A 14,446-nucleotide genomic window follows, 5' to 3' on the forward strand; every position below is an offset into this window, starting at 1 on the left:
CCGGAGTTGGTGCCAGCCTGGAGTCATGGCTTGGGCGTCATGGACGACTTGCGGTGTGTTCTCTGGGCGCGGTGGCGTGCTCACGGACGAGGTCGGTGTGCTGTCCGGGGACCTGACCGTTCACACGACCTGGGCGGACGACTCGGCTCAGGTCACGGTGCAGTACACCGGTGCGATCGACTGGTTCACCATGTCGGGCAGTCCGGTGCGGTGCTGTTCGGAGGAGGACAGCCGTCGCCTGCACGACGCGGCGGTGCAGGCGGTGCGGGGCGGGGAGGCTGCGACCGTTCCCGTGATGCCCCGACGCGAACCGCGGCGGGCGGCGGAACGCGCCCAGGAGTGACACGGCCGGGCATCACCCCGCGTGACGCGGCCGGGCGTCATCCCTGAGCGACGGAGTCACGCCCCCCCGGAGCCGGAGTCACATCCTCCGCCGGATCCGGAGTCAGGTCCTTCGCCGGGGCCGGAGCCGCGGAGGGCCGCGGCGACCAGCCCCGAGATCTCCTCCCTCGGCACTCCCCCGCCGCCCACCAGCCGGTCGAAGACCAGCCCGTCCACGCAGGCCAGCAGCGTGAGCGTGCGGCCCTCGGCGTCGGCCACGCCCTGCGCGCGCAGGAACGCCCGCACGGCGTCACGGGCCGCGTTCTCCCGCGGCAGGAGGATCTCGCGCAGCTCGAGGTGGCGCACGCTCTCGACCGCGCACGCATAACGGGCGAGCGACCGCTGCCGCCCCTCTCCGGTGAGCCGCCGTTCGACGAAGCCGGCGAGCCCGTCCGTCAGTTCACCGGCGTCACGCGGCACCGGCGCCCGCTCGCCGGCCTCCTGGAGTTCCGCCTGGTCGTGCGCGACGAGCCGCCTGACGAGCGCGGTGAGCAGGGCCTGACGGGTGCGGAAGTACGCCGAGGTGGTGCCGGGCGGCAGGTCCGCCGCCCGGTCCACGGCCCGGTGGGTCAGGCCCCGCATCCCTTCCTCGGCCAGCACCTGGATGGCGGCATCGGCCAGGACGGCACGTCGTTCTGTGGTCATCACCCCTTTCTACACCTGTAGAGACGGCGTACCCTCCTTCTACAGGTGTAGAAGGGCGAGGCGGAGCACGAGAGGGGACCCGGCATGGGCAACAACGCGGTGATTGTCGGCGGCGGCATCGGTGGACTGGCCGCCGCGATCGGGCTGCGGCTCATCGGCTGGGAGGTGACGGTCGTCGAACGCGCCCGCACCCTCGACGACGCGGGCGCGGGCATCTCCCTGCACGCGAACGGGATGCACGCGCTGGACGCCCTCGGTGTCGGCGCGGCGGTACGCGCGGCCGCGCGCCCCCAGTACACCGGTGGCACCCGCACCCCGGACGGCCGTCTGCTGGCGCGCATGGACGGAGCCGCGCTGGAACGAGAGCTGGGCACCCCGATCATGGGCATCCCCCGGGCCGGGCTGCACCGGCTGCTGCGCGCGGCGCTGCCTCCCGAATCCCTGATCATCGGGGCGGAGGTGACATCCGTCGACCGCTCCGACGCCTCGCGGGTGCGGATGGCCGCCGATGGAACCCGGCTGGAAGCGGATCTGGTCGTGGCCGCCGACGGGATCGGCAGCCGGTTGCGCGGCCTGCTGCTCCCGGGGCACCCCGGTCCGGCCTACAGCGGCTCGACGGTGCTGCGCGCCATCACCGAGACGCCGGTCGACCTGCGTACCGACTTCGAGCTGACGTGGGGAGCGGGCGCCGAGTTCGGTCACATCGCCTTCGCGGACGGCCGGGCCGAGTGGCACGCGGTGCTCAACTCCCCCGCCGGCGTGCGCCATCCGGACCCGCTGGCGGAGGTCCGCCGCCGGTTCGGCGGCTGGCACGACCCCATTCCCGCCCTGCTGGCGGCGACCCGGCCCGATGCCGTCCTGCATCATGACGTCGACGAGCTGGCCGTCCCGCTTCCCTCCTACGTGGTGGGCCGGATCGCACTGCTCGGCGACGCCGCGCACGCCATGACCCCGAATCTCGGCCAGGGGGCCTGCCAGGCGCTGGAGGACGCGGCGACACTGGCCGCCGCGCTCTCCACCGAAGCCACCGTCGAGTCGGCTCTCGGCCGTTACGACGCGGAGCGCCGGCCCCGCAGCCAGTCGGTCGCCCGGGCCGCGCGGCAGGCCGGCCGGATGGGCCAGCAGCTGTCCCGCCCGGCGGCCGTCGCCCTGCGCAACACGGCACTGCGTCTCGCACCGTCCCGTGTCACCGTCCGCACGATCCTCCGCCACGCCGACTGGACACCCCCGAGGCTGGGCTGACCTCGGGACGGCCCCGGTCATGCGGCGGCGTACGTCAGTAGGCCCCGAAGACGTTGTCGATGGAGCCGTACTTGGCGGCCGCGTAGTTGCACGCTGCCGTGATGTTGGCGACCGGGTCGTAGCTGTCCATCGCGGTCCCGGGCACGTGGTAGGCCCGGAACGTCGGATCGATGACCTGGAGGAGGCCCTTGGACGGCGTCCCGGCGGCGGCGTTCGAGTCCCAGTTGTTGATGGCCTTCGGATTGCCGGACGACTCGCGCATGATGTTGCGGTGGATGCTGTCGTAGCTGCCCGGGATGCCGTGCTCGGCCATGATGGCCAGCGACTCCTTGATCCAGCCGTCCAGATCGTTCGTGTACGTCGCGGACTGCGCGGCCGGGGCGGCGGCGCTGACGGACTGCGCCGGAGCCGCCGACGCGGTGTGGGCGCCGAGCAGCGGCAGCAGGAGGGCGGCGGCGCCCGTGCCCACGGCGATGAAACCGCGGGTCAGCGGGGTGGACTTGCGACGACGGTACGTGCCCGTTGCGAGCATGGTGGATTCCTCTCCGTCGCCTGCGAGGTGAGCTGTCGGGTTCAGGCTGGAGATGCCTGGCCGCGCACGAACGCGGCTTCACCCCGAGCCGTTCCGGATTCCGGATCGGCGGCTTACCTGGGTCCCCCGCTCCTGCCGTACATGGGTGGTCGGATTGCCGGACGGCGGCAGGATTCGGCGTTCCGTCCGGATTGACCGTGACCGTAGGCGAGAAGAGCCGAACGGGACAAGACCCTAATTTCCGAATGCAATTCACCCACAAGATCGAGTAACGGGAATTTCGGTAACCCACCTCACACCGGACAAGCCACTCCCCTTGCGCGGAAAGGGAACCGATGCACGGGGCACGGCAGCTCGGAGGCCGAACGTGACTCGCGCCACGAATTCACAAAAGCGGGCATTTCGCACTACGGTCGCCCGGCATCGGTGACATTGCCTTTCCTCCTCCCTGTCGTTACAGTCTTGATGTCCTGTTGTCTCCGATTGAGGTGGACGTTGCGCATCTGAGGTTCGCGAACATCGCGCCGTACGGCTCCGTCCGTACGCCCGTCACGCCGTAGCAGTGCTTGGCACTGCCCGTGACCCCGCGTGGATGCGACCTCGGTGCATGAGCCGTCCCTCGATCTCCAGGACCGCCGCACCTCCTTCCGCTGCCCGGTCGCTGCGTGGTGCTCGCATACGAAGCCCCCTTCACTGCGCTTGCGAATGCGAGGAACACCATGGCGACACCCACCACTCCCCACGCCTCCCTCACCTGCTCGGCGCTGACCTTCCGCTGGCCGGACGGCACGACCGTCTTCGACGGGCTCTCGCTCGGCATCGGCCGGGGGCGCGTCGGTCTCGTCGGCACCAACGGCGCCGGCAAGTCCACCCTGCTGCGACTGCTCGCCGGTCAACTGCGCCCGTCCCAGGGGTCGGTGACCGTCGGCGGCAGCCTCGCCCACCTTCCGCAGAACATCACCCTCGACACAACACTGCGGGTGGACCGGGCCCTGGGTATCGCCGATCGGCGCGACGCGCTGCGCGCCATCGAGGCCGGGGACGTCGACGAGAAGCACTTCGAGACGATCGGCGACGACTGGGACGTCGAGGAACGGGCCCTGGCGACACTGGGCTCGCTCGGCCTCGGTGGCATCGAACTGGACCGCACCGTGGGGCAGTTGTCCGGAGGGGAGACCGTCCTGCTCAGGCTGGCCGCGCTGCTGTTGGAGCGCCCCGACGTCCTTCTCCTGGACGAGCCCACCAACAACCTCGATGTGTTCGCGCGCCGCAGGCTCTACGAGGCCGTCGACTCCTGGCGCTCGGGCGTACTGGTAGTGGTCAGCCACGACCGGGAACTGCTGGAGCGCGTGGACCGGATCGCCGAACTGCGCACCGGCTCGGTGAACTGGTACGGCGGTGGCTGGTCGGCCTACGAGGAGGCCGTGGCCGCCGAACAGGAGGCCGCCGGGCGGATGTTGCGTGCGGCAGAGGCCGATGTGCGCCGCCAGAAGCGCGAACTGGAGGAAACCCATGTGAAGCTGGCCCGGCGCCAGAAGAACGGCCGGAAGGCGGAGGCCGAGGGCGGTCTGCCGAAGATCCTGGCCGGCCGCCGGAAGCGGTCGGCGCAGGAGTCCGCGGGCCGGCTTCGCGGCGTCCACGAGGAGCGCCTCAACGAGGCTCGCGAACGCCGGGAGGAGGCCGCCGACGCGATCCGCGACGACGCCGAGATCCGGGTGAGCCTCCCGCACACGGCGGTGCCCACCGGGCGCACCGTGTTGAGCCTGGACGGGCTGCGCCCCCGGTTCGGCCGCCTGCGCGAGGGCACCCTCCAGGTGAACGGGCCGGAGCGCATCGCGCTCGTCGGCCGCAACGGCGCCGGGAAGACGACGCTGCTGCGCACACTCACCGGCGAGCTGGCCCCGCTGTCCGGCGAGGCAAGGACCTTCGTACCGGTGCGGTTCCTTCCGCAGCGGCTCGATGTGCTGGACGAGGAACTGAGCGTCGCGGCGAACGTGGCCCGGATGGCGCCCGGGGTCACCGACAACCACATCCGCGCCCAGCTCGCGCGCTTCCTCTTCCAGGGAAAGCGCGCGGAACAGCCGGCGGGCACACTGTCGGGCGGAGAACGCTTCCGTGCCGCCCTCGCGGCGACGATGCTTGCCGCACCGGCCCCGCAGCTGCTGATGATGGACGAGCCGACCAACAACCTCGACATCGCCAGCGTGCGGCAGCTGACCGGTGCGCTCGACTCCTACGAGGGCGCGCTCCTGATCGCCAGTCACGACCTGGCCTTCCTCGAATCGGTCGGCATCACCAGGTGGCTGCTGGTCGGGGAGGAGCTGCGGGAGACCGGCGCGGAGGAGGTGGCCGGGCTGCTCTCTGCGCCGGAGGCCGCCGGCTGAGCGGTCTGCGTCGGAACGTTCCGTACCGGCCGGACCGGGAGGGGGTGCGGGCCTCCGTGCGACGGAGGCCCGCACCCCTGCCGGGATCAGAGCCTGTCGATGATCTTGTTCATCTGCTCGATCTCGGCGGTCTGGGCCGTGACGACAGCACCGGCGAGCTTCTTCGCCTCGGCGTTCTCGCCGTTCTTCTGCTCGTCCTCGGCCATGGTGACGGCGCCCTGGTGGTGCCCGATCATGAGCTGGGCGAACTTCTTGTCGAAGTCCTTGCCCTTGGCGGCCGCCAGATCGCTCATGGCCTTGCCGGACATCATTCCGGGCATGCCCGAGCCGTCCGCACCGTGATCCATCCCGGGCATGTCACCCATCGAGGACGAGGGCAACGGCTTGCCCCACGACGTCAGCCAGCCCTTCATCGTGTTGATCTCGGGGTCCTGGGCCTTCTCGATCGCGGTGGCCAGTTTCTTGATCTCGGGGTCGGCGGCGCGGCCGTCCGCCAGCTCCGCCATCTCGATGGCCTGCTGGTGATGCGGGATCATCTGCTGAGCGAACTTCACATCGGCGTCGTTGAACTCGGCGCCAGGGGTGGCCGGTGCGGAGGCGCCGGCGGAGCCGTGGTCCATGCCGGGCATGGACGAACCGTCGTTCTTCGAGCCGTCGGAGGAGCCGCAGGCGGTCAGCGCCAGAGCGAGGGCGGCGACGGTGCCGGCGGCCGCGAGGGGGCGGCGTCGGGACGCGGGGAAGCGGGAAGCGGACATCATCACAGGTTCTTTCCAGGTGGGTGCGCCACGTCCGTGGCGCGCGAAAGGGGCAGGGGCGTCCGGCCGGCCCGGCCTCGAAGGCCCGTGGACCGGCGGATTCCTGTCACGTCCGCGCGATGCACACCTGGAGCAGCAGCCCTCTGCCGGCGAACGGCGGTCCCCGCCGGGCCGGTCCGCGTACACCCGTACGGCGCCCGGCGAGCGCCCGAACGGCCAGGAGTACCAGGCCCAGTGCCATCAGCAGCGGCAGCACCCGGTCACGGGCATGGGTGAATACGCACGACTCGCCGCTCATCGCGGCCATGGCGGCCGCCGCCTGACCGGGACCGTGCCCGGTCTCCATGGCGGAGTGGCCGTCGGCCATCGGCATGGCCCCCGGCGCGGGTTCGGCCGCCGTGACGGCCATCGCGTCGTGGCAGCCCTCCGCGGCGCTCGCGGGCGCTCCGTGCATGAGGAACAGCCCGAGCAGGACGGCACAGAGCACGAGCAGCCGGGACGCTCCCGGTGTGCGTGTCCGTCCGCGATCCACGGCTGCCTCGAATGCTCGTCGTACGGGTCGATGGGTCCTGCGGTGTGCCCGACGATACCCCCACCGGGTTTCCCGTCGTGTGCCGCCCCGCCCCCTGCCGGACACCTTGCCCGGCTACGGTGCCCCCGACCTGTGCACCTGTAGCGACTGGAGTGGGCGATGACCGCATCGGCATCATCGGCGGCGGGCGGGCTGAAGCGCCGCCTGGGCGTGTTCGACGCCGTGGTGATCGGCCTGGGCTCGATGATCGGGGCAGGCGTCTTCGTCGCACCGTCGCCCGCCGCGGGCGCGGCCGGTTCCTGGCTGCCGGCCGGGCTGGGGCTGGCCGCGCTGGTGGCGTACTGCAATGCGACGTCCTCGGCCCGGCTGGCCGCCCGCCACCCGGAGTCCGGCGGCACCTATGTGTACGGCAGGGAGCGGCTCGGCGAGTTCTGGGGCCTGCTCGCCGGCTGGGCTTTCGTCGTCGGGAAGACGGCTTCCTGCGCGGCGATGTCGCTGACCGTGGGCGCCTATGTGTGGCCCGGCCGGGAGCACGTGGTGGCCGTCGCGGCAGTGGTGGCCCTGACCGCCCTCAACTACACCGGCGTGCACAAGTCCGCCCGGCTGACCCGGGTGATGGTCGCGTTCGTCCTCGCCGTCCTCGCGGCGGTCGTCACCGCCTGCCTCGGCAGCGGCACCGCGCAGGCCGGGCGGCTGGCCTTCGGCACGGACGTCACGGCCGGGGGCGTGCTCCAGGCCGCCGGTCTGCTGTTCTTCGCGTTCGCCGGGTACGCGCGGATCGCCACTCTCGGCGAGGAGGTCCGCGACCCGCGACGCACCGTCCCGCGCGCGATCCCGCTCGCGCTGGGCATCACGCTGCTCGTCTACGCGGCCGTCGTCGTCACGCTGCTCGCCGTCCTGGGACCCGACCGTCTCGCGCACACCCCGGACGCGGTGGCCGAGGCCGCACGTGCCGCCGGGGTCCCCGGTCTCGTGCCCGTGGTCCGGGCCGGCGCGGCCGTCGCCGCGCTCGGCTCGCTCCTCGCGCTCGTCCTCGGTGTCTCACGCACCACCTTGGCCATGGCCCGCGACCGCCATCTGCCGCACGCCCTCGCCGCGGTCCACCCGCGCTTCGGGGTGCCGCACCGGGCGGAGCTCGCGGTGGGCGCCGTCGTCGCCGTCCTCGCGGCCACGGCGGACGTCCGCGGGGCGATCGGCTTCTCCTCGTTCGGCGTCCTCGCGTACTACGCCATCGCCAACGCCGCCGCCCTGAAGCTCGCCCCGGACGAGGGCCGCCCGCCGCTCGCCGTGCCCGCCGCCGGGCTGGCCGGCTGTCTGCTGCTCGCGTTCGCGCTGCCGTCGGCATCGGTCGTCTCCGGCACCGCAGTGCTCGCGGCCGGGGCTTCGGCCCACGGCGTGCGCGTGGTTCTGCGCCGCGCACGTGGTTAGCGGCCGTCCGGTGGGTGGAGCGGATGCCCGGCCCCGGTTCAACGGTGGCGGTCGGCGCGTGTCCAGGCGGCGTCGCGGAGCAGGCGCAGGCCGTTGAGGCCCACGATGACGGTGGATCCTTCGTGCCCGGCGACGCCCAGTGGGAGCGGCAGCGTGCCGGCCAGGTCCCAGATGACGAGACCGGTGATGAAGACGGCCGCGATCACCAGGTTCTGCACGACGAGGCGGCGGCACCGCCGCGAGAGCGCCACGGCGGTGGGAATGGTGGCGAGTTCATCGCGGACGACGACGGCGTCGGCGGTCTCCAGAGCGAGGTCGGAGCCGGCCCTGCCCATGGCGATGCCCGTGTGGGCCGCGGCCAGTGCCGGGGCGTCGTTCACGCCGTCCCCGACCACGAGCACCTTCCGCCCGACGCTCTCCATCTCCCTGACCACGTGCGCCTTCTCCTGCGGCAGCAGACCGGCCCGTACGTCGTCGATCCCGGCCTCGGCAGCCAGGCGGGCGGCGGCGCGCGGGTTGTCCCCGGTGACCAGTACCGGCGTTCCGCCGGTGAGTTCGGTGAGGCGGGCGACGGTGGACCGGGCGTCGGTGCGCAGCCGGTCGGCGATGCCCAGGACGCCCACGGGCGTGCCGTCGAGTACGACGAGCGCGGCGGTGCGGCCGCCCTTCTCCAGTCGTGCGGCGAGTTCGGCGGCCGGACCGGAGGCACCGGTACGGACGTCCAGCAGGCGGGCCGGGCTGCCCACTGCGACCGTACGGCCGTCCACGGCGGCGGTGACGCCGGTGCCCGGGGCGGAGGTGAAGTCCGCCACCGGGGGCAGGACGAGCCCGCGGGTCCGGGCGGCGTCGGTGACGGCGCGTGCGAGGGGGTGCTCGCTGGGATGCTCGGCCGCCGCCGCCAGGGCGAGAAGGGTGTCCTCGGTCAGGCCCGAGGACGCTAGCGGACGGATGTCGGTGACGCGTGGGGTGCCTTCGGTCAGGGTGCCGGTCTTGTCGAGTGCGACGGCGTCGATCTGACCGAGACGTTCCATCACCACCGCGGACTTGATGAGCACCCCGTGCCGCCCGGCGTTGGCGATCGCGGAAAGCAGCGGCGGCATCGTGGCCAGCACCACGGCGCACGGCGATGCCACGATCATGAAGGTCATCGCCCGGAGCAGCGTCGGCTGCAGTGCCGCGCCGAAGGCCAGGGGTACCGCGAACAGGGCGACGGTGGCGGCCACCATGCCGATCGAGTACCGCTGTTCGACCTTCTCGATGAACAACTGCGTGGGCGCCTTCGTCCCTGACGCCTCCTCGACCATGGCGACGATCCGGGCGATCACCGAATCGGACGGGTCGCGCTCCACGGCCACCCGCAGCGCCCCCGTGCCGTTCAGGGTTCCCGCGAAGACCTCGTCGCCGGGCTCCTTGGCCGCCGGCAGCGGCTCGCCCGTGATGGTGGCCTGGTCCACCTCGCTCGCCCCGTCGAGGACCCGGCCGTCGGCCCCGACACGTTCGCCGGGACGTACCAGAATCACGTCCCCGACCGTCAACTCCTCGGTGGGCACGGTCTCTTCGGTGCCCGCGGCGCCGAGGCGGGTGGCTGTGGCGGGTGCCAGGTCGAGCAGACCACGGACCGAGTCCGCCGTCCGAGCGGTGGCGAACGCCTCCAGGGCGCCCGAGGTGGCGAAGATGACGATCAGCAGGGCGCCGTCCAGCACCTGCCCGATCGCCGCCGCACCGAGAGCCGCGACGACCATCAGCAGGTCGACGTCCAGCGTCTTCTCCCTGAGCGCCTTCAGCCCTTCCCAGCCCGGTTCCCAGCCGCCCGTGAGGTACGTCAGCGCGTACAGCGGGCTCCAGGTCCACCACGGGGCACCGAGCAGTTGCATGGGCAGCGCGGCCAGGAACAGCAGCAGTGCGACCGCGGCCCAGCGGGCCTCCGGGAGGGTCAGGATCCGGGTGCGCCGCCCGGGGCCTCCCGTTCGGGCCGGGCCGGCGGGCGCGGCCGGGCGGGTGAGGGTGGAAGACATGAGCGTGATCCTTCACGCGAGAGGGCGGAGTGGTTCGACCTCCGCACCATACAGGATCACATGAACACTCATTCATGTGTACATCTCCGTAGGATGAGGCCATGGGCCACGGAGTTGACGCGAAGACCGCTGCCACCGCGCGCGAGCGCCTCGACGCAGTGGGGGCCACCGATGTGGCGGCCACCCTCCAGGCACTCGCCACCCCGTCGCGGCTCCGCATCCTGGCCCGCCTCCAGGAGGGCCCCTGCCCCGCCACGGAGCTCGCGGACGCGGTCGGCATGGAGCAGTCCGCCTGCTCGCACCAGTTGCGACTGCTGCGCAATCTCGGCCTGGTCACGGGCGAGCGCCGGGGCCGCTCGGTGATCTACGCGCTGTACGACAACCACGTGGCCGAACTCCTCGACCAGGCCCTTTTCCACGTCGAGCACCTGCGCCTCGGGCTGCACGACGCCCCGGTCCGGGGCAGCGCCGGGGCCATGACCGACGACGGGATGGCCGCCGCCGACCGCTGAGCACGGTTCCGCCCCGGGGTCTGCCGTCGCACGCCCGCAAGGGATTGCGGGACAGCCCTCAGGATGCGGCCGCGCCCGCCAGGAAGTCTTCGAGGATCCGGCCGAACACGTCCGGCTTCTCCATGTTGGGGTAGTGGGCGGCACCCTCGACGATCACCTCCCGCCCGTCGGCGACCGTCCGCACCAGGCGCCGGGCCATGGCGAGGTGATCCGCCGCGTCGATTCCGCCGTTGACCGCCAGGACCGGGACCCCGATCCCCGCCACCCGCGCCCAGGTGCCGGAAACGGGCACCCTCAGGTCGGGCTCGCCGGCGCTGTGCTTGGACAGCGTCCGGGCCGCCATCCCCCGCACCCGCTCCACCACGGTGCGGTCGACGTCGCCGAGCGCGCGGTGCGGACCCGCCGCCGGGAGCATGAAGGCATCGATCCAGCCCTCGATGTCGCCCGCGCCCAGGGCCCGGGCCTGAGCGGCAAGCACCCCCAGGGTCCAGGGGTCGTCGAATTCGGGCTCACTCGTCCCCGCCCCGCTGACGACCAGCGCACGCACCAGATCCGGGTGTTCCAGCGCGGTGTCGACCGCGGTGGCCGCACCCATCGACACTCCGGCCAGAACCGCGGGCCCGGCATCGAGGTGGCGCAGCAGGGCGGCCAGGTCGTCGGTGTGCCGGAAGGGCCTGGTCGCGTTGGCCGATCCGCCGTGCCCGCGGGCGTCCGGCACGATCACGCGGTGGTGGCGCGCGAGCTCCGGCACCTGGTCGTCCCACATCCCGTGATCCAGGAAGCCGCCGTGCAACAGCACCAGCAGCGGACCCTCGCCGGTGTCCCGGTGGACGAGGCGGCCGTCCTCGGACTCGAAGAATTTCAGCTCGGAAGCAGCACTCATGACAACCAAGGTGTCATCCACTCGTCATATTGGCAACCCAGGTGTCATTATTGCCGGATGACCGATATCGACCCACCCCTGGCGCCCGACGAACTGGCCCACCGGCTCACGGAGGTCTTCGCCCTGGTCGGCCCGCTCTACCGGCGTGTGCAGCGCGAGGTGGAACAGGCCGCGCCGATCGAGGGCCTGTCCGTCGGCGTACGCGCCGTACTGGATCTGCTGCGCGAGAACGGACCCATGACGGTCCCCCAGATGGGCCGGGCGCAGGCGCTGAGCCGGCAGTTCGTGCAGCGCATGGTCAACGACGCCGCGGCCGCGCGGCTGGTCGAGATCACTCCCAACCCCGCACACCAACGGTCGTCGCTGGTCCGGCTGACCGAGAGCGGCAGGGCGGCGATCACCGCGGCCCTGACCCGTGAGCAGTCGCTGCTGCGCCAGGTGGACGGGGGTCTGACCGATGCCGATGTGTCGGCCTGCGTACGGGTGCTCGGGGCGATGCTGGAGCTCTTCGACCAGGTCGACGTGGACTGAAGCCGGGCACCTTTCCCGCCCTGTCAGGGGGCGGGAAAGGTGCGTGCGCCACCGAGTGCGGATCCAACTGCCCCCGTCTACGCTCAGATGTGGATCTATGCCGCAAAGGCCGTGCATCGACAGGAAGCGAGACCCCATGGAGCGGCTCAAGCGGTCGGGACTCGCCGGGGAACTCTCCGCGGAGTTCCTCGGCACGATGATTCTCATCCTCGTCGGCTGTGGTGTGGTGGCCCAGGTCGTCGCGGGCGGTGCGCTCACCGATCCGCCGGGCGGCCTCGGCAATCACGACAGCATCGCCTGGGCCTGGGGGCTCGGCGTCACTCTCGGTGTCTATGTGGCGGGCCGGCTCAGCGGGGCCCATCTCAACCCCGCCGTGACCGTCTCCCTCGCCGCGTTCAAGGACTTCCCCTGGAAGAAGGTGGCGCCGTACTCGCTCGCCCAGGTAGCGGGGGCGTTCGTCGCGGCGCTGCTGGTGCGGTGGAACTATACGGAAGCGCTGGCGAAGGCGGACCCCGGGCACACCATCAAGACACAGTTCGTGTTCTCCACTCTGCCCGCCAACGGAAACCCCGCTCTCCCGGTGCACGAATGGGGAGCGTTCCGGGACCAGGTCATCGGCACCGCGATCCTCGTGCTGCTGATCTTCGCGGTCACCGATCTCCTCAACACCCCGCCGGGCTCCAATCTCGGCCCGTTCATCGTGGGCCTCATCGTGGTGGCCATCGGCATGGCGTTCGGCACCAACGCCGGATACGCCATCAACCCGGCCCGTGACCTCGGTCCGCGGCTCGCGAGTTTCCTCACCGGTTACGGCGGGGCATGGCGGGATCAGTACGGGAACTTCTACTTCTGGGTGCCGATCGTGGGCCCGCTGGTCGGCGGCCCGCTGGGGGCGTTCGTCTACAAGGTCTTCATCAGCCGCTACCTCCCCTCGGTGGAGGAGGAGCCGGAGGGGACCATCCCCGTACCGCCGGAGACTTGACGCCCGGTCACATCACGGGGCCCGGACTCAGGAGAGGCAGCATGCCATGGCGGACTTCATCGGCGCAGTGGACCAAGGCACCACCAGCAGCCGCTTCATGATCTTCGATCACGGTGGGAACGAAGTGGCCAGGCACCAGCTGGAGCACGAACAGATCCTGCCCCGTCCCGGCTGGGTGGAGCACGACCCGGTGGAGATCTGGGAGCGCACCAACTCGGTGATACAGAACGCCCTGCGCACCGCCGGTCTCAACGGCACGGATCTCGACGCCATCGGAATCACCAACCAGCGCGAGACGACCGTCGTCTGGGATCCCCGCACCGGTCGTCCGTACTGCAACGCCATCGTGTGGCAGGACACCCGTACCGACTCGATCGCCAAGGCCCTGGAGAACGAGGGGCACGGCGAGGTCATCCGGCGAAAGTCGGGTCTTCCCCCGGCCACTTACTTCTCCGGCGGGAAGATCAAGTGGATTCTCGAGAATGTCGATGGGGTCCGCGAGGCCGCGGAGCGGGGGCACGCGGTGTTCGGGAACACGGACTGCTGGGTGTAGTGGAATCTCACCGGCGGCCCCGACAGCGGCACCCATGCCACCGATGTGACCAATGCCAGCCGCACGATGCTGATGAACCTGGAGACGCTGGACTGGGACGACGAACTGCTGGACATCTTCGGCATCCCCCGGGCGATGCTCCCCGTCATCAATCCGTCCTCCGACCCGGAGGCGTACGGCCGCACGCGCACCTCGCGTCCGCTGCGGGCCGCGGTCCCGATCACCGGGGTGCTCGGCGACCAGCAGGCGGCCACGGTGGGGCAGGTGTGCTTCGAGCCGGGCGAGGCGAAGAACACGTACGGCACCGGCAACTTCCTGCTGCTCAACACCGGTACGAAGGCCATCCGGTCGCAGCACGGTCTGCTCACCACGGTCGCCTACCGGTTCGGGGAGAGTCCGGCGGTCTACGCCCTGGAGGGGTCGATCGCGGTCACCGGGTCGGCGGTGCAGTGGCTGCGGGACCAGATGAAGATCATCACCGATGCGGCGGAGAGCGAGCGGCTGGCCCGGTCCGTCGCGGACAACGGCGGGATGTATTTCGTGCCGGCCTTCTCGGGGCTCTTCGCCCCGTACTGGCGCTCCGACGCCCGGGGTGCCATCGTCGGTCTGGCCAGGTACAACACCAACGGCCATCTGGCGAGGGCCACGCTGGAGGCGATCTGCTACCAGAGCCGGGACGTGGTGGAGGCGATGGAGCAGGACTCCGGTGTCCATCTCGACGTGCTCAAGGTGGACGGCGGGGTCACGGCCAACGACCTGTGCATGCAGATCCAGGCCGATGTGCTCGGCGTCCCCGTCAGCCGCCCGGTCGTCGCCGAGACGACAGCGCTCGGCGCCGCCTACGCGGCCGGCCTCGCCACCGGATTCTGGCGGGACCAGGACGAGTTGCGCGAGCACTGGCAGGAGTCGAAGCGCTGGGAGCCCGAGTGGAGCGAGCAGCAGCGGTCGGAGGGTTACGCGAACTGGAAACGGGCGGTGGAGCGCACCCTCGACTGGGTCAGCGTGGGATGACGGTCCGACGCACTGTGCGGGCGTGCCCGGCCGGGCGTGCCCGCACAGTGCGCCAGGGGC

The 14,446-nt window shown here is 71.5% G+C and carries 13 protein-coding genes, 1 pseudogene and 1 riboswitch; of the genes and pseudogenes, 8 read left to right on the forward strand and 6 right to left on the reverse strand.

Annotation, left to right across the window (positions count from 1 at the left end; all coding sequences use genetic code 11):
* The first annotated feature begins 25 nt into the window (after nt 1-25).
* On the forward strand, nt 26-343 hold the full coding sequence (locus tag OHA19_RS03810) for a hypothetical protein (RefSeq protein WP_405719965.1): 318 nt from the start codon (nt 26-28) through the stop codon (nt 341-343).
* Between the two features lie 56 nt (nt 344-399).
* Here OHA19_RS03810 and OHA19_RS03815 read toward each other — a convergent pair whose 3' ends face one another.
* The gene (locus OHA19_RS03815) at nt 400-1,026 is read right to left on the reverse strand and encodes a TetR/AcrR family transcriptional regulator (RefSeq protein WP_405749392.1); all 627 of its coding nucleotides are present in this window, start codon (nt 1,024-1,026) and stop codon (nt 400-402) included.
* Between the two features lie 84 nt (nt 1,027-1,110).
* On the opposite strand from OHA19_RS03815, the gene OHA19_RS03820 reads away from it, so the two are divergent.
* A complete protein-coding gene (locus tag OHA19_RS03820; RefSeq protein WP_405719961.1) occupies nt 1,111-2,268 on the forward strand; it encodes an FAD-dependent monooxygenase in 1,158 nt (385 codons plus the stop codon).
* A gap of 34 nt (nt 2,269-2,302) precedes the next feature.
* Here the strand turns inward: OHA19_RS03820 and OHA19_RS03825 are convergent, their stop codons facing one another.
* A complete protein-coding gene (locus OHA19_RS03825) occupies nt 2,303-2,800 on the reverse strand; it encodes a transglycosylase SLT domain-containing protein (RefSeq protein ID WP_405719959.1) in 498 nt (165 codons plus the stop codon).
* Nucleotides 2,801-2,804: 4 nt separating this feature from the next.
* Nucleotides 2,805-2,990: riboswitch (cyclic di-AMP (ydaO/yuaA leader) on the reverse strand.
* 529 nt (nt 2,991-3,519) lie between these two features.
* Between OHA19_RS03825 and OHA19_RS03830 the strand changes: the two genes are divergently transcribed.
* A complete protein-coding gene (locus OHA19_RS03830) occupies nt 3,520-5,184 on the forward strand; it encodes an ABC-F family ATP-binding cassette domain-containing protein (RefSeq protein WP_405719957.1) in 1,665 nt (554 codons plus the stop codon).
* Between the two features lie 86 nt (nt 5,185-5,270).
* Here OHA19_RS03830 and OHA19_RS03835 read toward each other — a convergent pair whose 3' ends face one another.
* Entirely contained in the window at nt 5,271-5,939 is a 669-nt protein-coding gene (locus OHA19_RS03835) for a DUF305 domain-containing protein (protein WP_405719955.1), read from the reverse strand.
* Between the two features lie 106 nt (nt 5,940-6,045).
* Nucleotides 6,046-6,426 (reverse strand): hypothetical protein, encoded by a 381-nt coding sequence (locus OHA19_RS03840; RefSeq protein ID WP_405719953.1) that lies wholly within the window; start codon nt 6,424-6,426, stop codon nt 6,046-6,048.
* Nucleotides 6,427-6,630: 204 nt separating this feature from the next.
* On the opposite strand from OHA19_RS03840, the gene OHA19_RS03845 reads away from it, so the two are divergent.
* Entirely contained in the window at nt 6,631-7,899 is a 1,269-nt protein-coding gene (locus OHA19_RS03845) for an APC family permease (protein WP_405719951.1), read from the forward strand.
* Between the two features lie 38 nt (nt 7,900-7,937).
* Here the strand turns inward: OHA19_RS03845 and OHA19_RS03850 are convergent, their stop codons facing one another.
* The gene (locus OHA19_RS03850; protein WP_405749394.1) at nt 7,938-9,914 is read right to left on the reverse strand and encodes a heavy metal translocating P-type ATPase; all 1,977 of its coding nucleotides are present in this window, start codon (nt 9,912-9,914) and stop codon (nt 7,938-7,940) included.
* A 101-nt stretch (nt 9,915-10,015) separates the two neighbouring features.
* Between OHA19_RS03850 and OHA19_RS03855 the strand changes: the two genes are divergently transcribed.
* Nucleotides 10,016-10,426, forward strand: a complete 411-nt coding sequence (locus OHA19_RS03855; protein ID WP_405719947.1) for an ArsR/SmtB family transcription factor — start codon at nt 10,016-10,018, stop codon at nt 10,424-10,426.
* A gap of 58 nt (nt 10,427-10,484) precedes the next feature.
* Here OHA19_RS03855 and OHA19_RS03860 read toward each other — a convergent pair whose 3' ends face one another.
* On the reverse strand, nt 10,485-11,309 hold the full coding sequence (locus tag OHA19_RS03860; RefSeq protein ID WP_405719945.1) for an alpha/beta fold hydrolase: 825 nt from the start codon (nt 11,307-11,309) through the stop codon (nt 10,485-10,487).
* A gap of 57 nt (nt 11,310-11,366) precedes the next feature.
* Here OHA19_RS03860 and OHA19_RS03865 point away from each other — a divergent pair, with 57 nt between their 5' ends.
* From OHA19_RS03865 to glpK, 3 genes and pseudogenes are all read left to right on the forward strand, one after another.
* Nucleotides 11,367-11,840, forward strand: coding sequence for a MarR family winged helix-turn-helix transcriptional regulator (locus OHA19_RS03865; protein WP_405749396.1), 474 nt, complete (start codon nt 11,367-11,369; stop codon nt 11,838-11,840).
* A gap of 136 nt (nt 11,841-11,976) precedes the next feature.
* Nucleotides 11,977-12,822: an MIP/aquaporin family protein gene (locus OHA19_RS03870; protein ID WP_405719941.1), complete on the forward strand. Its 846-nt coding sequence runs from the start codon at nt 11,977-11,979 to the stop codon at nt 12,820-12,822.
* 46 nt (nt 12,823-12,868) lie between these two features.
* Nucleotides 12,869-14,386: pseudogene (gene glpK / locus OHA19_RS03875) on the forward strand (glycerol kinase GlpK).
* The last annotated feature ends 60 nt before the right edge of the window (nt 14,387-14,446 follow it).

The organism is Streptomyces sp. NBC_00012, assembly GCF_045040875.1.
Lineage (GTDB): Bacteria > Actinomycetota > Actinomycetes > Streptomycetales > Streptomycetaceae > Streptomyces.

Excerpts from the sequence above, each read along its gene's own strand:
- OHA19_RS03810 (WP_405719965.1), top strand. The coding sequence starts at position 26 with ATGGCTTGGGCGTCATGGACGACTTGCGGTGTGTTCTCTGGGCGCGGT.
- OHA19_RS03815 (WP_405749392.1), bottom strand. The coding sequence starts at position 1,026 with ATGACCACAGAACGACGTGCCGTCCTGGCCGATGCCGCCATCCAGGTG.
- OHA19_RS03820 (WP_405719961.1), top strand. The coding sequence starts at position 1,111 with ATGGGCAACAACGCGGTGATTGTCGGCGGCGGCATCGGTGGACTGGCC.
- OHA19_RS03825 (WP_405719959.1), bottom strand. The coding sequence starts at position 2,800 with ATGCTCGCAACGGGCACGTACCGTCGTCGCAAGTCCACCCCGCTGACC.
- OHA19_RS03830 (WP_405719957.1), top strand. The coding sequence starts at position 3,520 with ATGGCGACACCCACCACTCCCCACGCCTCCCTCACCTGCTCGGCGCTG.
- OHA19_RS03835 (WP_405719955.1), bottom strand. The coding sequence starts at position 5,939 with ATGTCCGCTTCCCGCTTCCCCGCGTCCCGACGCCGCCCCCTCGCGGCC.
- OHA19_RS03845 (WP_405719951.1), top strand. The coding sequence starts at position 6,631 with ATGACCGCATCGGCATCATCGGCGGCGGGCGGGCTGAAGCGCCGCCTG.
- OHA19_RS03850 (WP_405749394.1), bottom strand. The coding sequence starts at position 9,914 with ATGTCTTCCACCCTCACCCGCCCGGCCGCGCCCGCCGGCCCGGCCCGA.
- OHA19_RS03855 (WP_405719947.1), top strand. The coding sequence starts at position 10,016 with ATGGGCCACGGAGTTGACGCGAAGACCGCTGCCACCGCGCGCGAGCGC.
- OHA19_RS03860 (WP_405719945.1), bottom strand. The coding sequence starts at position 11,309 with ATGAGTGCTGCTTCCGAGCTGAAATTCTTCGAGTCCGAGGACGGCCGC.
- OHA19_RS03865 (WP_405749396.1), top strand. The coding sequence starts at position 11,367 with ATGACCGATATCGACCCACCCCTGGCGCCCGACGAACTGGCCCACCGG.
- OHA19_RS03870 (WP_405719941.1), top strand. The coding sequence starts at position 11,977 with ATGGAGCGGCTCAAGCGGTCGGGACTCGCCGGGGAACTCTCCGCGGAG.